This is a genomic window from Buchnera aphidicola (Aphis fabae) (genome assembly GCF_009069125.1).
Classification (GTDB): Bacteria; Pseudomonadota; Gammaproteobacteria; order Enterobacterales; family Enterobacteriaceae; genus Buchnera; species Buchnera aphidicola_BB.
This window is the reverse complement of the sequence record NZ_CP042427.1, coordinates 571,545-597,771: the sequence shown is the minus strand read 5'-3', so window position 1 is coordinate 597,771 and position 26,227 is coordinate 571,545. Positions and strand designations below refer to the sequence as shown.

At 24.6% G+C, this 26,227-nt stretch carries 23 protein-coding genes; 4 read left to right on the top strand and 19 right to left on the bottom strand.

Translation table 11 applies throughout. The annotated features are described in order from the left end of the window. Nucleotide 1: 1 nt before the first annotated feature. Nucleotides 2-262, top strand: a complete 261-nt coding sequence (gene yfaE / locus FQV33_RS02945; RefSeq protein ID WP_158348455.1) for a class I ribonucleotide reductase maintenance protein YfaE — start codon at nt 2-4, stop codon at nt 260-262. A gap of 10 nt (nt 263-272) precedes the next feature. On the opposite strand, the gene pta is transcribed toward yfaE, so the two are convergent. After that, nucleotides 273-2,405 carry a phosphate acetyltransferase gene (pta, locus tag FQV33_RS02940; RefSeq protein ID WP_158348453.1) on the bottom strand — a complete coding sequence of 711 codons (2,133 nt, stop codon included), beginning with the start codon at nt 2,403-2,405 and terminating at the stop codon, nt 273-275. Nucleotides 2,406-2,451: 46 nt separating this feature from the next. Then, on the bottom strand, nt 2,452-3,654 hold the full coding sequence (locus FQV33_RS02935) for an acetate kinase (protein WP_158348451.1): 1,203 nt from the start codon (nt 3,652-3,654) through the stop codon (nt 2,452-2,454). Nucleotides 3,655-3,825: 171 nt separating this feature from the next. Here FQV33_RS02935 and nadE point away from each other — a divergent pair, with 171 nt between their 5' ends. Then, a complete protein-coding gene (gene nadE, locus FQV33_RS02930; RefSeq protein ID WP_158348449.1) occupies nt 3,826-4,632 on the top strand; it encodes an ammonia-dependent NAD(+) synthetase in 807 nt (268 codons plus the stop codon). Between the two features lie 20 nt (nt 4,633-4,652). Here nadE and sirB1 read toward each other — a convergent pair whose 3' ends face one another. From sirB1 to prfA, 4 genes are all read right to left on the bottom strand, one after another. Beyond that, nucleotides 4,653-5,462: an invasion regulator SirB1 gene (gene sirB1, locus FQV33_RS02925; RefSeq protein ID WP_158348448.1), complete on the bottom strand. Its 810-nt coding sequence runs from the start codon at nt 5,460-5,462 to the stop codon at nt 4,653-4,655. Nucleotides 5,463-5,594: 132 nt separating this feature from the next. After that, nucleotides 5,595-5,852, bottom strand: a complete 258-nt coding sequence (locus tag FQV33_RS03150; RefSeq protein WP_226856623.1) for a hypothetical protein — start codon at nt 5,850-5,852, stop codon at nt 5,595-5,597. Between the two features lie 53 nt (nt 5,853-5,905). Then, nucleotides 5,906-6,421: a HemK/PrmC family methyltransferase gene (locus FQV33_RS03145; RefSeq protein WP_226856622.1), complete on the bottom strand. Its 516-nt coding sequence runs from the start codon at nt 6,419-6,421 to the stop codon at nt 5,906-5,908. Continuing rightward, complete coding sequence (gene prfA / locus FQV33_RS02915; RefSeq protein ID WP_158348446.1) at nt 6,418-7,503, bottom strand: peptide chain release factor 1; 1,086 nt, start codon at nt 7,501-7,503, stop codon at nt 6,418-6,420. Before prfA ends, FQV33_RS03145 begins: the two co-directional genes overlap by 4 nt. Before the next feature lie 189 nt (nt 7,504-7,692). On the opposite strand from prfA, the gene ispE reads away from it, so the two are divergent. Continuing rightward, entirely contained in the window at nt 7,693-8,565 is an 873-nt protein-coding gene (gene ispE, locus FQV33_RS02910) for a 4-(cytidine 5'-diphospho)-2-C-methyl-D-erythritol kinase (RefSeq protein WP_158348444.1), read from the top strand. Nucleotides 8,566-8,611: 46 nt separating this feature from the next. Next, nucleotides 8,612-9,559, top strand: a complete 948-nt coding sequence (locus FQV33_RS02905; RefSeq protein ID WP_158348443.1) for a ribose-phosphate pyrophosphokinase — start codon at nt 8,612-8,614, stop codon at nt 9,557-9,559. Between the two features lie 537 nt (nt 9,560-10,096). On the opposite strand, the gene folC is transcribed toward FQV33_RS02905, so the two are convergent. From folC to nuoC, 13 genes are all read right to left on the bottom strand, one after another. After that, a complete protein-coding gene (gene folC, locus FQV33_RS02895; RefSeq protein WP_158348441.1) occupies nt 10,097-11,344 on the bottom strand; it encodes a bifunctional tetrahydrofolate synthase/dihydrofolate synthase in 1,248 nt (415 codons plus the stop codon). A gap of 75 nt (nt 11,345-11,419) precedes the next feature. Continuing rightward, complete coding sequence (locus FQV33_RS02890; protein WP_193201183.1) at nt 11,420-12,208, bottom strand: TerC family protein; 789 nt, start codon at nt 12,206-12,208, stop codon at nt 11,420-11,422. 257 nt (nt 12,209-12,465) lie between these two features. Then, a complete protein-coding gene (locus FQV33_RS02885) occupies nt 12,466-13,920 on the bottom strand; it encodes an NADH-quinone oxidoreductase subunit N (RefSeq protein ID WP_158348437.1) in 1,455 nt (484 codons plus the stop codon). Between the two features lie 6 nt (nt 13,921-13,926). Next, entirely contained in the window at nt 13,927-15,456 is a 1,530-nt protein-coding gene (gene nuoM, locus FQV33_RS02880) for an NADH-quinone oxidoreductase subunit M (protein WP_158348435.1), read from the bottom strand. 70 nt (nt 15,457-15,526) lie between these two features. Continuing rightward, entirely contained in the window at nt 15,527-17,359 is a 1,833-nt protein-coding gene (nuoL, locus tag FQV33_RS02875) for an NADH-quinone oxidoreductase subunit L (RefSeq protein WP_158348433.1), read from the bottom strand. Next, entirely contained in the window at nt 17,356-17,658 is a 303-nt protein-coding gene (nuoK, locus tag FQV33_RS02870) for an NADH-quinone oxidoreductase subunit NuoK (protein WP_158348431.1), read from the bottom strand. Before nuoK ends, nuoL begins: the two co-directional genes overlap by 4 nt. A gap of 34 nt (nt 17,659-17,692) precedes the next feature. Then, a complete protein-coding gene (nuoJ, locus tag FQV33_RS02865) occupies nt 17,693-18,199 on the bottom strand; it encodes an NADH-quinone oxidoreductase subunit J (RefSeq protein WP_158348429.1) in 507 nt (168 codons plus the stop codon). An 11-nt stretch (nt 18,200-18,210) separates the two neighbouring features. Beyond that, nucleotides 18,211-18,753, bottom strand: a complete 543-nt coding sequence (gene nuoI, locus FQV33_RS02860; RefSeq protein ID WP_158348427.1) for an NADH-quinone oxidoreductase subunit NuoI — start codon at nt 18,751-18,753, stop codon at nt 18,211-18,213. Nucleotides 18,754-18,777: 24 nt separating this feature from the next. Beyond that, nucleotides 18,778-19,746: an NADH-quinone oxidoreductase subunit NuoH gene (gene nuoH, locus FQV33_RS02855; protein ID WP_158348425.1), complete on the bottom strand. Its 969-nt coding sequence runs from the start codon at nt 19,744-19,746 to the stop codon at nt 18,778-18,780. Next, entirely contained in the window at nt 19,743-22,466 is a 2,724-nt protein-coding gene (gene nuoG / locus FQV33_RS02850; protein WP_158348423.1) for an NADH-quinone oxidoreductase subunit NuoG, read from the bottom strand. Before nuoG ends, nuoH begins: the two co-directional genes overlap by 4 nt. Nucleotides 22,467-22,513: 47 nt before the next feature. Then, a complete protein-coding gene (gene nuoF / locus FQV33_RS02845; RefSeq protein ID WP_158348422.1) occupies nt 22,514-23,860 on the bottom strand; it encodes an NADH-quinone oxidoreductase subunit NuoF in 1,347 nt (448 codons plus the stop codon). Further along, a complete protein-coding gene (nuoE, locus tag FQV33_RS02840) occupies nt 23,857-24,336 on the bottom strand; it encodes an NADH-quinone oxidoreductase subunit NuoE (RefSeq protein WP_158348549.1) in 480 nt (159 codons plus the stop codon). Before nuoE ends, nuoF begins: the two co-directional genes overlap by 4 nt. A gap of 31 nt (nt 24,337-24,367) precedes the next feature. Then, the gene (nuoC, locus tag FQV33_RS02835) at nt 24,368-26,170 is read right to left on the bottom strand and encodes an NADH-quinone oxidoreductase subunit C/D (RefSeq protein WP_158348420.1); all 1,803 of its coding nucleotides are present in this window, start codon (nt 26,168-26,170) and stop codon (nt 24,368-24,370) included. Nucleotides 26,171-26,227: the final 57 nt, after the last annotated feature.

Genomic DNA, 26,227 nt, shown 5'->3' with positions numbered 1-26,227 from the left:
AATGAACTATTCTACGATTGAAATAGTTAACAACAAAACAATTATTTATAAACAAAGTATTTCACTATTATCTATTCTAAATAAACATAATATACATATAGGATACCAATGTAAATCTGGATACTGTGGTACATGTCGAATACAAATAATAAAAGGAAGAGTACATTACTTAATAAAACAGCCTATAGCTGCTTTATTTAAAAAAAATGAAATTTTTCCATGTTGTTGTATACCAAACGGTAATATTATAATTAAAATTTAATTAAAACAAATTATGACTGAATTGAAGTTAAAGCGATAGTGTAAATAATATCTTCAATTGATGCACCTCTTGATAAATCATTTACTGGTTTTCTTAGTCCTTGTAACATAGGTCCAATACAAATCAGTCCTAGAGAACGTTGTACCGCCTTATAAGTTATATTTCCAGAGTTCAAATCTGGAAAAATAAAAATATTTGCAGATCCTGAAATTGCTGAATTTGGAATTTTTAATTTAGAAACTTTTCTTGAAATAGCTGCATCATATTGAATAGGACCTTCAATAATTAAATTAGGTTGTTTTAATTTTACAAGATCAGTTGCATATCTAACTTTTTCTACTTGTAATCCATTTCCAGAATACCCGCTAGAATAAGATAACATTGCTATGCGTGGTTCTATACCAAAAATTTTAGCTGAATTAGCAGATTGAATTGCAATTTCTGCTAATTGTTCAGCAGTTGGATCTACATTAATTGCACAATCACCATAAATAAACACTTCTTTAGGAAACAACATAAAAAATATTGAAGAAACCAAAGAATAAATAGGATTAGTTTTAATAATTTGTAATGCTGGACGTATAGTATTAGCTGTTGTATTTATTGATCCGGAAACTAATCCATCAACTTTATTAGATTCTAAAATTAATGTTGCTAAAATAGTATTATCTTGTAATTGTTTTATTGCAGAACATTCAGTAATTCCTTTATTTTTTCTTAATTCTATCAATCTTGATACATAACTATCTCGTATAGAATCAGGTTCTATTATTGTAATATCTTTGCTTAAATAAATTCCTTTATCATTGGCTATCTTAAAAATTTTTTTTGGACTTCCTAACAATATACATTCTGCAATTCCTAAATCGCTTGAAATTGATGCAGCTTTTAATATACGAGGTTCGTATGCTTCAGGAAGTATAATGCGTTTTTTATTTTTTTTAGATAACATTTTTAAATAATAACAAAATTCTTTAGGTGAATATTTTTTATTATCACCAGTTATTTTGTCTTGAAAAAAACTAAAATTAATATTTTTAAAATAACTAGAAATATATTTTAATATTTTATAAATATGTATCTTATCGTAAAAATTAATATTAAAATTAAATTTTTGCAATTGAGATAGTGTTGTTATCGTATTTGTATTAATAAAAAAAATAGCAATATTACTATCTTTTAAACAATTAATTAAATATAAAATCTTTTTTGTAAATTTAGACACTCCTGTTAAGATAATACCACTAATTTTTTTTATTTTTAATCTAAGAAAAAACTCATCAACAAATGTTTCTAAACGACTTAAACACACTAAAAATAAAGAATGATTATAATTTTTTATTGATATTTTTACATAATTTTCATCAAATATGATTACTTTTTTTACAATAGAATTTTTTGTATTTTTCATATTAACAATATTTGCATTTAAAAAACTACAAATTTCCATGATAGATGGTGTTAATAAATGTTGATTCCACGGAACACAAGCTAATGTAGAAAAAAATTTATTTGTAAAAAAAATATCTTTTTTAATTTTAAAAATATTTTTATTTTTTTGAAAATTGTATAAAATATTTAAATTTTCTATAAAATCATATTTTTTTTGTATTAAAGGTGAACCTATATTATTAAAAATAAAACCTAAAATATTTTTATATTGACTATAGTTTAAAAATATTTTTATTTTATTTTCTTTTTTATGAATATATTCTAAAGAATACTCTTTTAAATATTCTACAAATATTACTTCAGCATTTATATTTTGAGATACTTCATAATTTATTTTATTAGCATCAATATGTTGTTTTCTATTTATACCTTTAATTAAAATTAATCCATTATTAATATCTTTTTTATTATAACATTGTTCAATAACCTGATTAACAAGCATATGATATTGATTAGAATTAAAACATTGTTTTGAAAAATCTATATTTTCTAATGAATTGATATTCTTTGAAAAATATTTATTAATAATAAATTTAGTATTATCTATTGAATTATCTATAAGAGAAAAATAAAAAAAAGATTTAAAAAAATTATTTTTTATTTTTTTACTAATTAAGTAAACTAAACTTAAAGTAGTAGTTGTTAAACTAACATTGTCATTCAAAGGAACTAACATTATAATACGTGACATAATATTCTTATTATTTTAAAATGTAAAAACTTATAAATAATTATATTTAACTAACTATTTTCATCGTTTCTTGTGCTATTAATAACTCTTCGTTTGTTGGTATTACTAAAACTGGAATAGAATTATTTATAGTAATTAATCCACTTTTTCCATTTTTAACTGAAAGATTTTTTTCTATATCAATTTTAAAACCAATTAAACATAATTTTGATAAAGTTATTTGTCTAATTAATGATACATTTTCACCAATACCACCAGTAAAAACTACCGCGTCTAAACTATTATCCATTAAGCACATATAAGAAGCAATATACTTAGATAATCGATGACAAAAAATATCTACAGATAATTTTGCTTTTTCATTAGTAGAATAATTTTTTTCAAGATAACGAAAATCACTACTAATTCCGCTTAATCCCAATAAACCAGATTCTTTCGTTAATATTGTATTAATTGTATTAATACTTATTCCAAGTTGTTGATGCATAAAAAAAATAACGGAAGGATCTATATCACCACTTCGAGTACCCATAACTAAACCTTCTAAAGGTGTTAAACCCATAGAAGTATCTACACAAACTCCATTGCGAATTGCAGAAATAGAAGATCCATTTCCTAAATGACATGTTATAATATTTAGTGAATTAAAATCTTTATTTAACATAATAGATGCTTGATTTGAAACATAATTATGACTGATTCCATGCGCTCCATAACGTCGAATATGATATTTTTTATAAAAAATATAGGGAATAGCATACAAAAATGAAGTTTTAGGCATTTTTTGATAAAAAGAAGTGTCAAAAACTGCTACATTTTTATTTGATAAAAGAGGAAGTTTTTCCATAACCATTTTAATCCCTATCAAATTTGCAGGATTATGTAATGGAGCAAAAGGAATAGCTTTTTCGATAAAACTTATAATTTCAGTATTAATTAAAACAGATTTATTGATTCTCTTTCCACCATGAACAACTCTATGCCCTATACCAATAATATTATCATATATATTTTTTTCTTTTGATAAAACTTGATTAAAAATGAAATTTAAAGCATCTTGATGAGATACATGAGATCCTATATATTTTTCATATTTTATTCCCAAATATTTCCATTTAATATATGTATTTTTTAAAAATAAACATTCCACTAAACCAGATAAATATTTTTTTTTAGTATTTGGGTTTAATATAGAAAATTTTATAGAAGAACTACCACAATTTAATACAAAAATTAAATTATTCAATATTATTTACCAATGTTTTGTTAAAATTTAAAAGTAAAAATAATTTTTTTAATATAAATTTAAACAATTATTATATTTAATATATAATATATAATAATTAGTTTAGTAAAAAAAGATAATCTGATAAAATAAATATTTTTATAACATCTTAATTAATTTAAAGTTAAATACAATATGATATTACAAAAAAAAATTATTAGACTACTAAATGTAAAATCAAAAATTATACCAAAAATAGAAATTGAAAATCGTATTATACACTTAAAAAAATACTTACTTCAAAATATTCATTTAAAATCTCTAATTGTAGCTATTAGTGGAGGTCAAGATTCGACATTAACAGGAAAATTATGTCAAATAACAATTGAACAATTACGTCAAGAAAAAAAAGACCAATCCTATCAATTTATTGCATTAAGATTACCATATGGAATTCAAAAAGATGAAGAAGATTGTAAAAAAGCAATTAATTTTATCAATCCAGATAAAATTTTTACAATTAACATTAAAAATTCGGTTTTAAGTAGTGAATTATCATTAAATATGGCAGGAATTAAAATTTCAGACCATGTCAAAGGAAATGAAAAAGCAAGAGAAAGAATGAAAGTACAATATAGCATAGCTGCAATGAAACATGGAATAGTTGTAGGTACAGGAAACGCAGCAGAAATTATTACAGGTTTTTTTACTAAACATGGAGATCATGGAATAGATGTAAATCTTATATCTCAATTAAATAAACGGCAAGGGCAATTATTATTAAGAGAATTAAATTGTCCTAAATATTTATATTTAAAAACACCAACAGCAGATCTTGAAGATGAAAATCCACAAAAACCAGATGAATTTGATTTAGGCATTCAATATAGCACAATTGATTCCTACTTAGAAGGAAAAGAAATAAATAAATCAGATAAAAAAATAATTGAAAAACTTTATTTAAGTACACAACATAAAAGAAATATAATTAATATTGGATAACACTTAATATACAAATTTTATTAATGTAATATCATTTTTTTTTGTTCAATAGAATGAATTTGAACCTTAATTATTTCACTAATAGGATCTTCAGGACAATTTTCCACAAAATAAAGTAGATCTGTTAAAGCAACATGATTACAATCTAAGTGTGCATAAATTAATCCTCTATCACGAATTTCATATGGATCATTAGGATCAATTTGCAAAAGAACATTACTAACATTTAAAGCTAATTCCATATTTTTTTCTTCCATTAAAGCGGATTTTAGAGTATTGAGCATCTTTCGAATGATAGTAACAGATTCAGCTTGATATAAATCATTTTCATACAACTCTGCTGTTGGACTAATATTTCCTTTCAACCATACTTCTAATATATGCTGATCTAATATATCACCATTAAATGGATTAATTAACCACTTTTTTTTATCTGACCAATCAGCTCTTAATATTAATTGTGTAGGAAATGCTACTGGATTTAATGGTAATTTCAATTCTTGTGCAATATGTAGTAAAAGAATACCTAAAGATACTGCAGTACCTTGTCGAGTGTTTAAAACATTATCAATCCATAATACGTCTGAAAGTTTATAAATACCACTCGCTCCACCAAAACTCCAATGCTTATAAAATAAATTTAATAATTTTTTCAATTTTTTATTTGGTTCAATTTCAGATGAAATATAAGATTGTGCTTCTTTAATTTTATTACACATATCTAAAACTACAGAATCTATAGGAAAATCTTCTCGAATAAACTGAGAAGCAGCTACAATAGAATCAAACAGTGATAATTTAGATAAATTATTTTTTGAAAAAGATTTCATATTATTATACTAATACTTTTAATTAATAAAGAAAATAAAATATATTTTTAAAATATTTTAATAAAAAATATTCAATCATATTATTCAGAATGTAAAATTTATACTTTTAAATTAAAAATTTCAAAAATATTACTATTTTTTTTGACCAATAGTAACACGATCATTACCTCCATAATCTTTATAAGATTGTATATTAAAAAAATTATATTTTTTAAATAAGCACTGAACTTGTAATTTTTGTTTCCATCCATGTTCAATAAAAAGCCAGCCTTTATAAAATAAGTAATTTTTTGCTTGTTTTATAATTAAATCAATATCTTTTAGCCCATGATTTCCTGATACTAATGCATTAAATGGTTCAAAAATAAGATTTTTTTTAAAAAATTGCATTTCTTTTGAACTAATATATGGAGGATTGCTTACAATAATATGAAATTTTTTATTTATATGTGAAAACCAATTACTATAAAAAAAAAAATATTATTTAAACTTAATTCTATCGCATTTATTTTAGCTATTTTAATAGCTTTATTTGAATTGTCAACAGCCGTAATATTGAAATTTGAACAAATACTTCCAAGTGCTAATGCGATAGCTCCACAGCCAGTTCCTAAATCAAGAATATATCTTTGATTCTTATTAATTTTAGATAATACTGTTTCAACTAAAATTTCTGTATCAGGTCTAGGGATTAAAGTATCTGGAGATACACGTAAAGATAAAGACCAAAAATCTTTTTTTCCTAATATATAAGCCATAGGTTCTCCTGATAATCTTCGATTAACAAAATTTTTTAATTGATTTTGATTAAATTGATTCAATTCTGTTTCATCAAAAGCTATAATCCAAGAACGTGAACGTTTTAATACATGACTTAATAGTATTTCAGCTTCATATCGAGGATATTCAAAATTAGAGAATATTTTAATTGTTTTCTGTAACCATTGATATATTTTCATCCTTTAAACTCAGATAAAGAAGAAAGCATATCTGTTTGATATTCTTGAATTATTGGTTCAATAAGAAAATCTAATTTCCCTTCTAATACTTCATCTAATTTATATATAGTTAAATTAATTCTATGATCTGTAATTCTATTTTGAGGAAAATTGTATGTTCTATTTCTATCTGATCTTGAACCACTACCTAATAAGACTCGTCTCATAGAAGCATTTTCTTGCTGATTTTGTGCTAACTTTGCAGTATATAAACGAGCAGATAAAATAGATAAAGCTTTTGCTTTATTTTTATGCTGTGATCGTTCGTCTTGACATTCTACTACATATCCTGTTGGGAGATGAGTAATTCTAATTGCTGAATCAGTAGTATTAACATGTTGACCACCAGCACCAGAAGAACGAAATGTATCAATTTTCAAATCAGATACATTAATTTCTTCTTTTTCTGTTTTAGGAAGAACCGGCATGACTGCAATAGTACAAGTAGAAGTATGAATTCTTCCTTGTGATTCAGTTTCAGGAACTCGTTGAACACGATGACCGCCTGATTCAAATTTTAATCGGCCAGAAGCACCTTTACCTGTAATTTTAACTATAATTTCTTTAAATCCCCCTTTTTCATTTTCACTTGAACTCATTATTTCTGTTTTCCACATATAACTTTCAGCATATCTTATATACATTCTGCATAGTTGACCTGCAAAAATAGAAGATTCATCTCCACCTGTAGCTGCTCGAATTTCAATTAAACAACTATGCTGATCATTAGGATCTTCAGGTAACAATAATGTTTTAATTATTTTTTCTAATTTTTTTTTTTGTTTTTTAAGTATATAATATTCTTCTTTTGCTATATCAAGCATTTCTTCATCATCAAATAAAGAATTAATATCTTTCATATCATATTTTATTTTTTCCCATTCAATAAAACATTTAATAATTTCAGAAAGTTTTAAATATTCTTTAGATAAGTGTCTTAACTTATCTTGATTTAATATAGTATCTTTTTGAGTAAGTAATACTTCAATTTCTTGATAACGGTATTTTAAAGATTTTAATTTATTAATAATAGAGGTGTTCATATAATATGATCTCTTTTATAATTTAAAAAAATGCAAATAATATTTATATACTTCAAAATAAAGTAATATATTTCTAATAATCACAAATTAAAATCTTCAAATTAAAATGATTATATCATTTTTAATAATTTTCAGTATAATTTTAATAAATATTAACATAAAAATAATTTTTTAAAAATAAACATAAAAATGATATATACATGGCCTTCTCCTGCAAAAATTAATTTATTTTTATATATTACAGGTGTTCGATCAGACGGATACCATTATATACAAAGCTTATTTCAATTTCTTAATTATGGTGATACATTAAAAATAGTTTCAAATACAACTGGAAAAATTGAATTATTTTCTGAAAAAAAACTTATTTTAAATACAGAAAATACTATTATTAGAGCAGCTAAATTATTAAAATCAAAAGCATTATATTATGAAAAAACAAATTGTACTACTCTTGGAGCAAAAATATTTTTAAATAAAAAAATACCTATAGGAAGTGGGCTAGGTGGAGGTTCATCTAATGCTGCAACAGTATTAATTGCATTAAACAAACTGTGGAAAACAAAATTTACATTGGAAGAATTAGCTCAATTTAGTCTTAAAATAGGGTCAGATATTCCAGCATTTATCATGGGAAAAACATCTATTGTTGAAGGAATAGGAGAAATATTAAATCCTATTCAAAGAAAAGAAAAATGGTATCTAGTTGTCTATCCTAAAATACAAATTTTAACAAAAAATATATTTTCCAATTTTTTACTTGAGAGCACATCCCAAAAAAAAACAATACAATTACTGTTACAGTCTCCATTTAGTAATGATTTTGAAAATATAGTAAGTAATAAATTTAAAAAAATAAAAACATTACTTTCTATATTATCTATTTATGCACCAACTCGAATAACTGGAACAGGTTCCTGTGTTTTTTCAGAGTTTGATGATAAACTATCTGCTCAAAAAATATTTTCTTTACTTCCTAAGAACGTGCAAGGATTTATTGCTAAAAGTGTTAATACTTCTCCATTACATCATGTTTTTTATAAAAAAAATATCCATATTTGAAATTAAAAATCAACATTAAAATAAAAAATAAAAAACAAGGTTTGTTATGCCAGATATGAAATTATTTGCTGGAAATTCTATTCCAAAACTAGCAAAATTTATTGCTCACCGACTTTATATAAATTTAGGAAATGCATCTGTAGGTCGATTTAGTGACGGTGAAATTAGCGTTCAAATTAATGAAAACGTTAGAGGAAGTGATGTCTTTATCATACAATCAACTTGTTCTCCAACTAACGATAATATTATGGAACTTGTTGTAATGGTCGATGCATTAAGAAGAGCTTCAGCTGGTAGAATTACTGCAGTAATACCATATTTTGGATATTCACGTCAAGATAGACGCGTAAGATCTGCACGTGTTCCAATTACAGCTAAAGTTATAGCTGATTTTTTATCTAGTATCGGAGTAGATCGTGTATTAACAGTAGATTTACATGCTGAACAAATTCAAGGATTTTTTGATGTACCTGTGGATAATGTATTTGGTAGTTTAATTCTTTTAGAAGATATGTTGCAAAGAGAATTAAAAAATCCTATTGTTGTATCCCCTGATATTGGTGGGGTAGTAAGAGCACGAGCAATTGCTAAACTTCTTTATGATACTGATATGGCAATTATAGACAAAAGAAGACCTCGTCCTAATATTTCTCAAGTTATGAATATTATTGGCGATGTTGCAAACCGAGATTGTATTTTAGTTGATGATATGATTGACACTGGAGGAACACTGTGCAAAGCTGCAGAAGCTCTTAAAGAAAGTGGGGCAAAAAGAGTTTTTGCATATGCTACACATCCTATTTTTTCAGGAAACGCATCAGAAAATTTAAAATGTTCTGTGATTGATGAAGTAGTTGTATGTGATACCATTCCATTACAAGAACAGATTAGATTACTACCAAACGTACGAACTCTTACATTGGCCGGAATGTTAGCAGAAGCTATAAGACGAATCAGTAATGAAGAATCTATTTCTGCGATGTTCGAACATTAATAAATTGATTCTAAGCACACTATATTTTTTAAAATAATGTGCTTAGTATTTGAATAAAATATTAAAAAATTATTATTTAAAACTATTCAAACATAAATGAATTAAAAAAGATTCTTTTAATATATTTAAATAAATAGTATTACTGTATTTATGAATACAAAATAGCAAAAAAAATACTAATATTATTCCACGAAAAAAACCAAATACACTGCCTAAAATAATATTAATATATAATAATTTAAATTTTTTAATTATTGTGTTAAAAATAAAATTTAATAATATTTTTATTGTAAAAAAAAAACAATAGTAATTAAAATTATTAAATAATTTTCATTTTTTAAAAAAATATCAGAATAAAAGTTACTAAAATATACATAATTAATAAAAAAATATACAAAAAATAACCAAAATATAGTAGATGTTAAGTCTTTTAAAAAACCTCTAAATATTCCTAAAAAAGTAGAAAAGAAAACAATAATAAAAATAATAAAATCTATTAAAATCATAGTTTTTCCAAAAAATAATGTTTTTATTATGTTATTTTATTTCTTGATTTTTTATGGAAATAAATTCTGAAACAGTAATAAAAGAACCAAAAACTAATACTATATCTTTTTTAGTTAATATTTTTTTTAGGTTATTCCAAGCATTATAAATGCTATTAAAAAAAATTGTATTCTGAATAGGTAAACTATTTTCTAACTGCTTAATAGTAGCAGTACGATCTATAGGTAAGGTAGATACATACCAATAATAAACTTTATCTTTTAGTGGAGAAATAATTGACAAAATATCTTTATCTTTCAACACACCAAATATTGCATATATATTTCCTTGTATATCTATTTGATCAATTTTTTTAGAAAGATATAAGGAAGCATCATAATTGTGAGCAACATCAACAATAATATAAGGGGAGCAAGAAATAGTTTGAAATCTACCTTGTAATTGTACTGTAGATATTGAATTTATTAGTTTTTCTTTATTAACTTTAAGATTGGAATAAAATAATGCTGATAAAGCAATTGCAGCATTTGATAATGGTATTTGAGGCATTGGTAAATCGTATAATTCTATATTTGAATGAATTAAATCCCATGTATGATTGTATTCTTTCCAATACCAATCTTTATTAACTATTTTTAATATTGTTTTACTTTTGTATGCTGCTTGATATACAGAATCTGGAAGAAGTTTTTCACCAATCACGGCAATTTTATTTTTTCTAAAAATACCAGCTTTTTCACGAGCTATACTAAATCGATTTGAACCTAAAACTGAAGTATGATCGATGCCTATATTAGTAATTAAAGATATATTTGAATCTATAATATTAGTAGCATCTAATCTTCCTCCTAAACCAACTTCTAATATAATAACATCCAATGAATATTGTTTAAATAAAAACAAAGCGGAAAGTGTAATAAATTCAAAATAACTTAAATAATAATCTGATTTTGCAGAATATATATTAAAAAATGCAGAAACATATTGTATCTCAGTAAGATATGAGCCATTAATTTTAACACGTTCTATAAAATTTAAAAGATGTGGGGATGTATATAAACCAACTTGGTAACCGGAATCTAATAATAATTGCTCTAACATAGCACATGTTGTTCCTTTACCATTAGTCCCTCCTATAGTAAAAACAAAAGACTTTAAATTTAATAAATTTAATTTTTTTGCAATTTTTTTAATTTCTATTAAATTTATTTGATTTTTTTTCTTTAATTTTTCTAAATATTCAATCCACATAAAAAAAGAAAAATTTTTTTTACACATATTTCCAACTTATTTTAAAAAAAATTTTATTTATATAAATTTTAAAAATATTAAATATAAATAATTAACATGATATTATTTTTTTTTAATAAAAATTATATTTATCAGAAATGCAGAGACTAAAATTATCAATATAATACTAAAAGTAAGAAAAGTTGAAATAATTATGAATTTTTCAAATAATATTTTAAATCCTATAAACATCAAAATAAATGATAAAGCATACTCTATCATAGGAAATTTATTTACTATAGGAGCTATAAACAAATACATAGATCTTAACCCTAAAACTGAAAAAATATTAGATGATAAAATAATAAATAAATTATGAGTAACAGAGAAAATAGCGGGAATGCTATCTGCCGAAAAGAGAATATCACTAAATTCTATAAGAATTAAAGATACAAATAAAGGAGTAAAAAATATTTTATTATTTATTTTTAAAAAAAAATTTTTACAGCAAGAATTATTACTTATTCTAAATATTTTATAAATCCAAGATAAGCTTATATTTTTTTGTTTATTTTCTTTTTTACTTGATATGAAAAATATTTTAAAGCTCATTAATATAAATAATATTCCAAAAAAATATAATACCCAATGCCACTTAGAAAATACAAAAAAACTAAAAAAAGAAAATATAAAACGTAATACGAAAGCTCCTAATAATCCATATGATAAAACTTTTTTTTGATGAATTATTGGTATTTTAAGTGATTTAAAAATTAAAAACCAAATAAAAACATTATCTACTGAAAGTATAATTTCTAATAAATAACTAGTTAAAAAACAAACAATATTTTTATTAGCAATATTAATTCCACTGATGTTATATAAAAAAATCCAAAATATAGAAATAAACAAAAAAAAAGCAAAAAAATAACTAAAAATCCAACGATGTAAATAAAAAAAATGATTTATTTTACTTTTAAAATTGTATTTTTTAAAAAAAAAGTTAATTAAAATTAAAAAAAAAACCCAAATATTAGTGAAGTCGAAAAAAAAATAATCATTCAATTTCTCTTTTTTTAATTAAACATTTATTTTAATAAAAATTATTAACTTTTTAAAGTAATCAGATAATATTAAATTATTATCTACTGACATCTATTTGCTATAAACTACCCAGTTAACTTTATTAAATATATTAATGGATTTGGAAATAACCCCAATATTAACAATATTACTGAAGAAAATAATATTAAAATTTTAGAAGGCATATCAATCCAAATATTTGATGTAACTTTATTAATTAATGATTGATCTGATGGTTTTAAATATAAATTAATAATTAATCTAAAATAACCATAAAAACCCAATATGGTTCCAAATAAAAAGCTAAAACCCATGAACCATAAATGGTTGGTTATTATAATAGATAAAATATAAAATTTACCAATAAAACCCAAAGTTATGGGAATACCAGCCAAAGATAGTAAAACAATTGTCATAACACTACTTAAAAACGGTTGAAACCAAAACAAACCTTTATATGAATTAATTGAGTCTATATCATTAGATGAACGAGAAAATAACTGAATAACACCAAAATATGATATATTGATCAACAAATAATTAACAAGATAAACTAAAACTGTTTCTAAAGAAAAAACATAACTATTTTTTAAAACAAGCAATGTTATTAATAAATAACCTAATTGAGATATTGATGAATATCCGAAAAATCTTTTAATGTTCTTTTGAAAGATAGCCATTAAACTACCAAATAATATAGAAAAAATACTTATTAATGATAATATTAAATATAATATTTTATTATTCATAATAGCATTACATGTAAATATATTTAATAAAACACTAAAAAGAGCTACTTTCCCAGAAACAGAAAAAAATGATAAAATTGAAGATGGTGTTCCTTGATAAATATCAGATGTCCATAAATGAAATGGAACTAATGATAATTTGAATAAAAAAGAAATTAATACCATTACTATTCCAAATAGTAAAACTAATTTTTCATTATTAAATACAAATGATAAAACATGATTTATAGATGAAATACTAAGATCTCCAGAAATAGCATATATCCAAGCAATACCAAGCAATAAAAACGCAGAAGATATAGCAGATAAAATAAGATATTTAAAAGATGCTTCTAAAGCATAATTTACATAATTTGAATATGCAATTAAACCAAAAATTGGCAGTGACATTAGCTCAATACTAATAAATATTGATGACATATGACTAGAAATAGTTAACAAAATTGAACCTAGTGTCGAAAGAAGAAGCATTAAATAAAACTCTTCTTTATTAAAAGGATAATTTAATAACCATGAATATGAAAAAATGCAAGTAGCAAAACTAGATAGTAAAATAATACTAATATATAAAATAGAATATTTAGTAATATGAAATAACATAGTAATATCAATAGGAATCACTGAAAATAAAAAATATAATGAAAAAAAAGTTACAATTAGAATAAAAGCACTAAATACAGCCACCAAAAAATGATTTCGATTATAAGAAATAGATAATATAACTATTACTACACCTGCTATTAAAATTAACAAAGGTAATAAAGCGGTTAATTCTTGTAAATTTATCATCATTATTTATTATAACCTTGTCTTTGAAATAGAATTAATATTTTTTTTTTGAAAATGGTATATAGAAAATATAGTACCTTGTGAAATATTTAATATCTTTTGAGGCATTAAACCTAAAAAAATCAACGTAATAATTAATATTATTGATATCCAAAACTCTTGAATATTCGGATAAAATATTGAATAATTTTTCTTACAAGGGCCATAATAAATTCTTTGCACCATATATAAAGAATAAATAGAAGAAAAAACAATACTTATTGTAGCTATAATAGACACAATAGAATATGTTTTAAATATTCCAAATAAAATTAAAAATTCACCAATAAAATTTCCAGTTCCTGGAAGTCCTAAATTTGCTAAAGAAAAAAATAAAGAAAAAGCAGGAATCCAATAAATTTTAGACCACAACCCTCCCATATTAAGAATATTTTGAGTTTTAAAATATTTGTAAATTTGACCAGATAAGATACATAACGCAGCAGTAGCTACACTATTAGATATTATTTGTATTACTACTCCCTGAAAAGCAATTTCACTATTGCTATAAATAGCAATTAAAATTAACCCCATATGAGAAATCGAAGAATATGCAATTAAACGTTTAATATTTGTTTGAGAAAAAGCTAGTAAAGCACCATAAAAAACACTAAATAAACCCAAAAACATTGCAATCGGGGTCAATGCTTGTATTGTACTTGGAAATAGTGTCATACCATAACGAAACAAAGCATAAGGAGCAGTTTTTAATAAAACACCAATTATATCAACCGCACCACAATATGAAGATTCAGCATGAAAATCTGATAACCATCCGTGAAATGGAACAATAGGCATTTTTATAATAAAAGAAATAAAAAAACCTAACATAACAACATATGCTATATTTGAATTAAGTGAATTAAAAAGTAATAAATTATAATTAAATGTTAAAATATGAGTATTATTATAATAACTAAAAACTAATAATAAAATTGATACTAACATTATCAAACCAGATATTTGGGAATATATAAAAAATTTATTAGCAGCATTTATAGAACTTGTTTTATCTTTTTTGTTATTTCCCCATAGTGCAATTAAAAAATACATTGGAACTAATATAATTTCCCAAAAAAAGAAAAATAAAAATAAATCAAAAGCAATAAAAATTCCTATCACTCCAGTCAGAACTAACATCAAATTAAAATAAAAAAATCCTTCATTTTCTTTAATTTCATTCCATGCACATAAAATAGAAATAATTCCTAAAAATAAAGTTAAAAACAACATAATCATTGAAAAGCCATCAATCGCTAAATGAAATTCAATTCCAAACCTAGGTATCCAAGGTAATATTAACTGATAATTCCAATTAGGATAATGATCTATTTGATATATATAAAAATTTCCAAAAAACCATATTTTAATAGCAATGAAAATTGTAAATATTATACTTACTATCGCAATATAACGAGGAATATATTTATTTAATTTAAAAGACAAAAAGGAAATAATACTACTAAAAAATGGAATGATAACTAATAAAGAAAGCAACATCAGATATATATTCCTATGATTTATAAAACTATTCAATTAAAAATTTTATATAATTAACAAATTAAATTTTTTATAAAAATAAAATTAATGCAAAAATTAAATTAACACCTAATAGCATTGATGCTATATACCATTTTATATTTCCGTTAACCGTTTTTAATAAAGTCAAATTAAAATTTTTTGTAATATTAATAAAAAAAATATTAATTTTATTAAATGGATCAGAAAATAAAACATTAGAAATAGATAAATATAAATCAACAAAAAACAAATTATATAATGAATCAAAATACCATCCATTTAATAAAAAATAATGTATAGATCGAAAAATTTTTAATTTTAATATTTTAATAATAAAATCTGTATTCTTTACCCAAAAATAATATGCAAGCCCAATTCCTAAAAAAGATATAAAACTAGATATAATTTCAAATAAAAGTTTTTTATTTATAGAATGTTCAAACACAGGGAATATACAAGATAATGAAGGTATAATATATATACCAAGTACACTAGAAAGCCCTAATAGAATTAACAATGGAAGATTATGTGTTAATCTTTTCTTATATAAAAAATTAGAAAAACTACACTTATAAAATAAAACAAAAATCATTCTAAATGTATAAATAGATGTTAATAATGAACCAAATAAACCAAATAAAAATAAATTAAGATGACCACTTTCTAAAACACTAAATAAAATATTACCTTTACTATAAAAACCAGCTGTAATTAATGGAAATGAAATTAAAGATGCTCCTCCAAAAATAAAACTAATATATAAAACGGGACATTTTATATTTATTTTAGACATTTTAAATATATTTTTTTCATTTTTACAAAAAATGATTAAAGAACCAGCGGACAAAAATAACAATGCTTTAAAAATAGCATGTATTATTAAATGTGTAATTGCAGCAGACCATGCTTTTACACCTAATGCTAAAAACATATATCCTATTTGACTCATAGTAGAATATGCAAGAATGCGTTTTATATCTGTTTGAACTAATGCAGAAAAACTAGAAAATAATATTGTTAAAATACCAATAAAACTTACAAGATATAATATATTTGGAGCTAATAAAAATAAAAAATGTGTTCTACCTATTAAGTAAACACCTGCTGTTACCATAGTTGCAGCATGAATTAAAGCTGAAACAGGAGTTGGACCCACCATAGCATCTGATAACCAAGTTTGCAATGGAAATTGAGCTGATTTACCAATTACACCAATTAATAAAAAAAATGTTATAAAGTTTATACTGGAACTATCTATATAAATAAAATTTGATAAAAAGTGAATTTTTTGAAAAGTAAATGTTCCATATTTTTGATATATTAAAAACATTGAAATTATTAAAAATATATCTGAAATTCGTGTTAAAATAAAAGCTTTTAAAGCACATTTATTATTATTAATATTTTTATAATAAAATCCTATTAGTAAATAGGAACAAACACTTACACCTTCCCATCCAATGTACATTAATATAAAATTATCTGCTAATACTAATAAAGACATGCTTGCTATAAATAAATTAGTATACGCAAAAAAACGTGAATATCCTTCTTGATTTTGCATATACCAAACAGAAAAAATATGTATTAACAACCCTACTCCTGTAATCACTCCTAACATACTTAAAGATAATCCATCTAAAATTAAGTTACAATCTATTCTAAACGTACCAATAGCCATCCAACACCATAACCTTTGGATCCAAAATTGAAAAGAATGATTAATAAAAATTATGCTATAAAAAAGAGTAATAAGAAAAGAAAAAAATATCGAAAATACTCCTATAATAGATATTTTTACTTTAGAAAGTGTTCCTTGTGTAATAGATAAAATAAAGAAACTAATTAATGGAAATAAAATTATCAAAAAAATAATATTCATCCACTCATCTCACTTAACACATTAATATTTAATGTTTTTTTATTTCTATATAATTGTAATAATAAAGCTAATGCTATACTAGCTTCAGAAGCAGCTAATGTAATAGCAAGTATATACATTATTTGACCATCTGGTTGTTTCCAATATGTACTAACTACAACTAATGCTAACGCAACAGCATTCATCATTATTTCTAAACTAATCAATATAAATAGTACATTACGACGAACGATAAGAGATGTTAAACCTAAAATAAATAATATTAATGATAAAAACAAACCATGAAACAAAGAAATCATCAATCGTTATCCTTGAAAAATTAAGAAGTTATGATTATTTTTTTTGAGTTATTTTTTTTTCAGTACCAATATGAAAAACTACAACTAAAGCAGATAACAAAAGAAACGAAGCAAGTTCAACTAATAATAAATAAGGACCAAATAAACTAATGCCTATAATTTTAGTATTCATTAAAAAAAAGTCTATTTTTTTATCTCTTAGAAAAAAAATAACATATGTCATTGATAAAAACAAAACCAACGTTAAACAACTTGGTGTAACCCAAAAAATAGGATGTAAATATTTTTTTTCTTGCATATCATCTTTTTTACCAAGATTTAACATCATAATAACAAAAACAAATAAAACTATAATTGCTCCTGCATATATAATTACCTCAATAGCACCTGCAAAAAAAGCGCCAATTGTAAAAAAAATACCTGATATTGATAAAATAGAAATTATTAAATATAGTAAAGAATAAACTGCGTTTTTTTGAATAATGACTAAAAAAGTAGAAATTATAGCTATACAAGAACATATATAAAAAGCGAAATTCATTTAATAATATCCTATGGCAACAAAGTCTTAACATTAATAGGTGATGATTCTATATCTAATTCACCTGTCTTTTTACCACTAATAAGTGCACCTGAAAAATGATAAAAATTATAATCAGGATATTTTCCAGGACCAGAAATTAATAAATCTTTTTTTTCATAAACTAAATTATACCTTTTAAAGTCTGATAATTCAAAGTCTGAAGTTAATTGAATTGCAGCAGTAGGACAAGCTTCCTCACATAAACCGCAAAAAATACAACGAGAAAAATTAATTCTAAAAAATTCAGGATACCAACGACCACCTACTTTTTCGGATTTTTGTAAAGAAATACAATCAACCGGACAAACTACTGCACATAAGTTACATGCAACACAACGCTCGTCTCCATTTAAATTTCTTGTTAATATAACACGACCACGATATCTAGGCGGTAAATAAACTTTTTCTTCTGGATATAACTTAGTTTCAGATTTAGAAAATATATTTATAAAAATCATCCAAATACTTCTTATTTGCGTAAAAAATCCAATAATGATTTTTTTTAAGTTCATAAATAAAATCTCTTTTAATAAAGTTTAAATCAATATAAAAAAAGCTGTTATAAGCAAGTTTAATAAGGTCAGAGGTAGACATATTTTCCATCCAAAAGATAATATCTGATCATATCTAGGTCTTGGCAAGGATGCTCGAATTAAAATAAATAGAATAATAAAAAACATCATTTTTAAGAAAAACCAAAAAAAACTGGGTCTTCCGAAACCAAAACAACCACCAAAAAACATTACTGTTATTAATGATGAAATTGTAACAATTGAAATATATTCTCCAATAAAAAAAAATCCAAATTTCATACCAGAATATTCAATATGATAACCATCAGCCAATTCTTGTTCAGACTCGGGTTGATCAAAAGGATGTCTATGACAAACAGCCAATCCAGCTATAAAAAAAGATAAAAAACCAAAAAATTGAGGTATAATATTCCAAATTTCTTTTTGATTATTTACAATATCAATTATTGAAAATGAACCTGATTTTGCAACAACTCCCATTAACGACAAACCTAAAAACACTTCATAACTTAAAGTTTGAGCAGAAGCTCGAATAGCTCCTAATAAAGCATATTTATTGTTACTGGACCAACCTGCAAATAATATTGCATAAACAGATAAACCTGCCATCATTAAAAAAAATAAAACTCCTATATTTAAGTTAATTATTGGATTATTTGGAATAAATGGAATGATTGGAATTACAAATAATAAAGAAATAAAAGATATAATTGGAGATAAAATAAAAATAAATTTTTTACTAAATTTTGGAACCCAGTCTTCTTTAAATAAAATTTTAATCATATCTGCACACAGTTGTAAACTACCAAAATAACCAACTCGATTAGGACCATGTCTATTTTGAAAAAATGCTAATAGTCGACGTTCAAAAATACTTAACATTGCTGAAAAAAATACAACCAAAACAACAAATGATGTGATTCTAAAAAATCCTAAAAATATTTCCAATATATCTATTCCCAAGTATTTCATTTAATAAATTCTCTTATATATTTAATTTCTTTCCCAACTAGAGCAATAGGAAAGCCTTTTCTTCCTATAGGTAATCCAATTTGTTTTCTATTCAAATTCTTAGATAATCTTATATTTAAACGAAAATTTTTATTTAAACAATGAAACTCAATTATAGAATGTTTTTTTAAACCTATTTCTAACGCATCTAATTTATTTATCAAAACATATGGTATAACTATGTTATCTTGAATAATAGATGAATATTGTGTTAATTCTTCATTCCCAAAAATATGGTAATATGGGATTACATACCAATTTCTTTTTTTAATATTACTTTTAAAATTTAGATAAATATCTTTAACTTTTCTATTATCTTTAAATAAATGAACACCTGAATCTCCCGCTACTGATTTTTTCCCAACTTCTATTTGAAATTTATTCCATGCTTGTGGTGAATTCCATCCAGGAAACCAAGCAAATGGAATATATGAAAAAGATTTATTAGGTTGATTAAAACCTTCCATAGAAAAAGAAAACATAGTATTAATATCATTAGGTTGAGAAATTTCATGAATATTAATATGAGATTGTAAAGCAGTTCTACCACTATAACGATTAGGAGAGCGAGCAATCTTTTGATTATTGATTCGGAAATTCGCACTTGGTAAAGATATTTTTATCTTTTTAAAAATAGGATACTTATTACTATACGAAACAATCACATCATCTAAATTAAACCAAGATATTTCTTGATTTAAAAATTTACATTGAATGAAATGTAACCATTTCCAACTTTCATAAAGACAGTTTTTTTGATTTAAAAACATTGGATCATAAACTTGAAAAAAACGTTGTGCTCTACCTTCAAAATTAATTACTGTACCAGAACTTTCTGAAAAATTAACACAAGGTAAATTCAATGTAGAATTTTTATAAGTGTCAGTATATTGATGATCTATTGATAAAATATTATTTTTATTTTTTAAAAAAACATCACAATCGTATTTAGACAGATAACGATATAAATCGTATTCCATACATATAATTGCATCTACTTCTTTTTTACTTAATCGTTGGCATACTTCTTCTATAGAAATTCCACCAATTAATCCCAATCCTAACGTATTTGAACAAGATGTTAAAAAAGTAAGAGCAACATGATTGGTCTTTTTCTTCTTAATAGATATAGATAAATTAATAGCGGTCTTTATAATTGATGTACTAAATGAATGCATACCAGAAATAATTAGTACTTTTTTTGCATGCAGTAATTTTTTTGAGATAAAATTAGCTTTTTCAAGTAAAAATGGACTTAAATCTTCGATAGCTGGTAAGAGAGGATCTAAATTATGAGCAATTGCAGAACCGAATTTTGATTGATCATTAGTTGATGCAAAATAAGACCAATCAGAAATATCATCTAATTTAGTTTCGTGTGTATGAGTAATATATAAAGAATTTTTATAATTTTCTGAAATATTAGATACAACTGTAGCATTCCATCGAGGTATTCCGTTTAATTCAGCTATATCTTTAGCTTTATTTTTAATAGCTTGACGTACTGCTAATGCAACACGAGGTGACGTTTGTGTTAAATCTTCTCCAAGAATTAAAATAACGTCATAACTTTCAATTTCTTTTAAAGATGGAATATATAAATCGTTATTTTTAAGAACATTTAAAATTAATTTTAAACAAGCGTCTTCCTTAAGAGACATTCCATGAGAAAAATTATTTTCTCCGACTAATTCTTGTAATGCAAAATTGTTTTCTATGCTAGTACGTGCAGAACCAATACCAATTATATGTTTATAACGTTGAAAAAAATTTACCCCTTCTTCTATTGCTTCAGTAAAACTTAATATTTTTAAATTTCCATGAAATACATGAGAAGGATTTTTAGGACGTTTATTTAAATAATTATGTGAATATCCAAAACGCCCTAAATCACAAATGAAATAATGATTTATATTTTGATGATATCTATTTTCTATACGACGTATTTCACCATGTCGTTCACCTATACTAATATTACAACCTATACTACAACTTTGACATATACTAGGAGCATATTGCATATCCCATTTTCGATTGTATTGTTTAGAATGTGTTTTATCAGTAAAAACTCCAGTAGGACATATTTCAATTAAGTTACCTGAATGCTCATTTTCTAAAATTCCATCTTCTGTTCGACCAAAGTAAATATTATTATTAGCACCATAAACATTTAAATCAGTCCCACCTGCATAATCTTTATAGTATCGAACACAACGATAACATCCAATACAACGATTCATTTCATGTTTAATAAAAGAACCTAAATATTGATTTTTATGTGTTCTTTTTGAAAATCGATAATTTCGAGTATGATGTTTATTCATCACTGTCATATCTTGTAAATGACAATTACCACCTTCCTCACATACAGGACAGTCATGTGGATGATTTGTTAACAATAACTCTACTATACTTCTTCTAAATGATTCTGATATATTATCATTAGTTGATATAATAGTTCCATCTATTACAGGTGTCATACAAGACATAATAAGTCGTCCTTGAGAATCTGAAAAACTATTATACTGAGTTACAGCACATTGTCGACAAGCTCCTACACTTCCTAACTTAGGATGCCAACAAAAATAAGGAATATCCAATCCAATTGAAAGACACACCTGTAGTAAATTATCAGATTTATTTACATAATATTCTTTATTATTTATATAAATTTTAAACATAATAGAAAATTCCAGAACTTTTTTAAGAATAAATTTATATTTAAAAATTAAAATTTTAAGTTAAATTTATTAGATTGAATCCCAGTAATATTTTTATTTAAATTTGTTTTGTTTATACTAATTCCATCTTCAAATTCTGAACGAAAATATTTTATAGCACTTTGCAATGGTTCAATTGCCCCAGGCGCATGAGCACAAAACGTTTTTCCTGGGCTTAGAGAAATACACAATTGTTCTAAAATTTTTATATCATTACTTTGGCCATCTTTATTTTTTAAACTACGTAATATTTTGACAACCCAAGGTAAACCATCTCTACAAGGTGTACATAAACCACATGATTCACGAGCGAAAAACTTTTCTATATTATATACAAGTGATACCATATTAATTTCATTATCAACAGCCATAGCAAGTGCAGTTCCTAAACGACTACCTGCTTTTGAAATAGTAGTAAAATCCATAGATAAATCTAAGTGTTTTGGCGTAAGAAAATCAGTACCCGCACCTCCTGGTTGCCACGCTTTTAAAGATAAACCTGATCGCATTCCAAGTGCATAATCTTCTAATATTTCACGTGCAGTTATACCAAATGGTAATTCCCAAACACCAGGGTTATTCACTTTTCCTGAAAAACCCATTAACTTTGTACCAGTATCAGAACTTTTAGATAAATTTTTATACCAATTAGAGCCATTTAATATAATAGATGGAACATTAGATAAAGTTTCAACATTATTAACACAAGTGGGCTTTCCCCATAGTCCAAAAGTTGCAGGAAATGGAGGCTTAAATCTAGGATTTGCTCTTCGACCTTCTAATGAATTAATTAAAGCTGTTTCTTCACCACAAATATAACGACCAGCTCCAGTATGTAAAAATAAATCAAAATTAAATCCGCTATTTAAAATATTTAAACCAATATAACCAGAATTAATTGCTTCCTGTATAGATTTTTTTAAAACATATTCTCCTTTAATATATTCTCCTCTTAAAAAAATATAACCACGAGTAGCTTGTATCGCAAAAGCTGATAATAATATTCCTTCAATCAATTGATGAGGAAGCTGCTCTATTAATAACCTATCCTTATAAGTACCTGGTTCCATCTCATCTGCATTACATAATAAGTAACGATGTTCTTTATTATTAATTTTTTCTGGCATTAAACTCCATTTTAAACCTGTTGAGAAACCTGCTCCTCCTCTTCCTTTTAAACCTGATTCTTTAACTAGATTAATAGCATCTTTTGGAGTTATTTGATGTAATGCTTTCTTAAAAGCAGAATAACCATTTTTATTAGAATATTCTTCAATCCAAACAGTTTTTTTATCATCACGCATTCTCCATGTTAATGGATGAGTTTCTTCCATACGAACAATTTTTTTATTCATTTATATGATTCCAGTAAATTTAGTACAGATTCTGGAGTTAATTTAGAATGTAGATCCTCATTGATCATAATAGTTGGACTGTGATCACAGTTTCCTAAACAACAAATTGGTAATAATGTAAATCTTTTATCTATAGTAGTATGACCTGTTTGAATCGATAAATGTTTTTCTAGTACTTTTTTAATTTTTTGATAGCCTGTTAAATAACAAACTACGCTATCACAATAACGAATTATATTCCGTCCTACAGGTTGACGATAGATTTGACTATAAAAAGTTGCTATACTTTCTACATCACTGGCACTAATATTAAGTATTTTAGAAATTTCAACAATAGCTTGATTAGAAACCCATCCACGTTGTTTCTGAACAATTTTTAAGGCTTCTATAGCAATTGCTCTATAACTTTCATAATGCTTTTTTTGATTTTCTATTTCATTAATTTCGAAGGAACTTAATACAAATTTTGTAGAAATTTCTCTTAATTTTCTTTTTTTTTATCCATGATTATCTATCCACGTCTGACATAACAAAATCTATGCTTCCTAAATATACAATTAAATCTGATATTAAACTTCCACGAATCACTGAAGGTATTTGTTGTAAATGTGGAAAACTAGGCGTACGTATTCTCGTTCTATAACTCATAGTACCACCATCACTAATTAAATAATAACTATTAATACCTTTAGTTGCTTCAATCATTTGAAAACTTTCATTCGCCGGAATGACAGGACCCCATGAAACTTGTAAAAAATGAGTAATCATACTATCAATGTCTTTTAAAACATTTTCTTTGGGAGGTGGAGTTGTTAGTGGATGTTCTGCTTTAAAAGGACCTTCTGGCATGTTATTTAAACATTGCTTTAAAATTGAAAGACTTTGATAAACTTCTTCTACTTTGATCATTACTCTAGAGTAACAATCACTTATTCCACTACCAATAGGCACTTCAAAAGTATAGTTTTGATATCCAGAATAAGGTCTCCATTTTCTTACATCAAAATCTAAACCAGTCGCACGTAAACCAGCACCTGTTACACCCCACTTCAAAGCTTCTTTTTGAGAGTATTTAGCAATACCTTTAGATCGACTAATTAAAATAGTATTTTTTAAAGCTACATCTGTATAATATTTTAATCTTTTTGGCATCCATTCGAGAAAATTCTTTAATAATATATTCCATCCTTTTGGCAGATCATGGGCTACACCACCAATACGAAACCAAGCAGGATGCATTCTTGCCCCAGTTATTGCTTCAATTATATCATAAATTTTTTGACGATCTGTAAAAGCAAAAAAAACAGGTGTCATACATCCTACATCTTGAATAAACGTTGAAATATATAATAAATGACTATTAATTCGAAATAACTCTGATAACATGACTCGAATAACTTCTACTTTTTCTGGAACGGAAATATCAGCTAATTTTTCTACTGCTAATACATACGGCATTTCATTAACACAACCACCTAAATATTCAATTCGGTCTGTATATGGAATATAACTATGCCATGATTGACGTTCTGCCATTTTTTCCGCACCCCGATGGTGATATCCTATATCAGGTACGCAATCAACAATATTCTCACCATCTAATTGCAAAATAATTCTAAAAGCACCATGAGCAGAAGGATGATTCGGACCTAAATTTAGAAACATAAAATCTACATTATCGTTTTTTCTTTTCATCCCCCATAATTCAGGTTTAAACTTTAAACTTTCCATTTCTAAATCTTCTTTCTCGTCATTTAAGAAAAAAGCTTGAAACTCAGTAGCTCTAGCTGGAAAGTCTTTTCTTAACGGATGTCCTGTCCATGTATTTGGCATAATAATACGAGTTAAATTTGAATGATTTTTAAAAATAATACCAAACATTTCCCATGTTTCTCGTTCGTACCAATTTGCATTAGGAAACAAGGTAGTGCATGTAGATAAAATTAAATCATTTTCTAATAAAGGTACTTTGATCATAAAATCAATATTATATTTAATAGAGATTAAATGATAAAAAACTGAAAAATCAGCTGGAGGAAGATCTTCTCTATGCAATCGAAAACGTTCATCAACACCATGTAAATCAAAAAGCATATTGTAAGAATAAGATGAATTAAATAAAAATTTAATAACTTGTAATAAAAAAGTTTTATTTAACCAAATGATCGGAAAACCTATTTTAGTTTTTTGAATAATACAAAAATCTTCACCAAAGATATCAAATAATTCCTTAAAAACTAAATCATTTAGATTATCTTTATTAGTATTTTCACTTAAAAAACTACTTTTATTTACAATTTCATCTATCATGGATTTCTCATTATGATTGATTTTTAAAGCTTAAATATTTTTTTAAATTTTTATTAT

Coding starts and splice junctions, on each gene's coding strand:
- nuoH (WP_158348425.1), bottom strand. CDS start 19,746: ATGAAATACTTGGGAATAGATATATTGGAAATATTTTTAGGATTTTTT.
- folC (WP_158348441.1), bottom strand. CDS start 11,344: ATGTGTAAAAAAAATTTTTCTTTTTTTATGTGGATTGAATATTTAGAA.
- pta (WP_158348453.1), bottom strand. CDS start 2,405: ATGTCACGTATTATAATGTTAGTTCCTTTGAATGACAATGTTAGTTTA.
- prfA (WP_158348446.1), bottom strand. CDS start 7,503: ATGAACACCTCTATTATTAATAAATTAAAATCTTTAAAATACCGTTAT.
- nuoJ (WP_158348429.1), bottom strand. CDS start 18,199: ATGAATTTCGCTTTTTATATATGTTCTTGTATAGCTATAATTTCTACT.
- nadE (WP_158348449.1), top strand. CDS start 3,826: ATGATATTACAAAAAAAAATTATTAGACTACTAAATGTAAAATCAAAA.
- nuoM (WP_158348435.1), bottom strand. CDS start 15,456: ATGTTGCTTTCTTTATTAGTTATCATTCCATTTTTTAGTAGTATTATT.
- FQV33_RS03145 (WP_226856622.1), bottom strand. CDS start 6,421: ATGAAAATATATCAATGGTTACAGAAAACAATTAAAATATTCTCTAAT.
- nuoK (WP_158348431.1), bottom strand. CDS start 17,658: ATGATTTCTTTGTTTCATGGTTTGTTTTTATCATTAATATTATTTATT.
- ispE (WP_158348444.1), top strand. CDS start 7,693: ATGATATATACATGGCCTTCTCCTGCAAAAATTAATTTATTTTTATAT.
- FQV33_RS02885 (WP_158348437.1), bottom strand. CDS start 13,920: ATGATGATAAATTTACAAGAATTAACCGCTTTATTACCTTTGTTAATT.
- nuoG (WP_158348423.1), bottom strand. CDS start 22,466: ATGTTTAAAATTTATATAAATAATAAAGAATATTATGTAAATAAATCT.
- yfaE (WP_158348455.1), top strand. CDS start 2: ATGAACTATTCTACGATTGAAATAGTTAACAACAAAACAATTATTTAT.
- nuoI (WP_158348427.1), bottom strand. CDS start 18,753: ATGAACTTAAAAAAAATCATTATTGGATTTTTTACGCAAATAAGAAGT.
- nuoF (WP_158348422.1), bottom strand. CDS start 23,860: ATGAATAAAAAAATTGTTCGTATGGAAGAAACTCATCCATTAACATGG.
- nuoC (WP_158348420.1), bottom strand. CDS start 26,170: ATGATAGATGAAATTGTAAATAAAAGTAGTTTTTTAAGTGAAAATACT.
- FQV33_RS02905 (WP_158348443.1), top strand. CDS start 8,612: ATGCCAGATATGAAATTATTTGCTGGAAATTCTATTCCAAAACTAGCA.
- sirB1 (WP_158348448.1), bottom strand. CDS start 5,462: ATGAAATCTTTTTCAAAAAATAATTTATCTAAATTATCACTGTTTGAT.
- FQV33_RS03150 (WP_226856623.1), bottom strand. CDS start 5,852: ATGCAATTTTTTAAAAAAAATCTTATTTTTGAACCATTTAATGCATTA.
- nuoL (WP_158348433.1), bottom strand. CDS start 17,359: ATGAATATTATTTTTTTGATAATTTTATTTCCATTAATTAGTTTCTTT.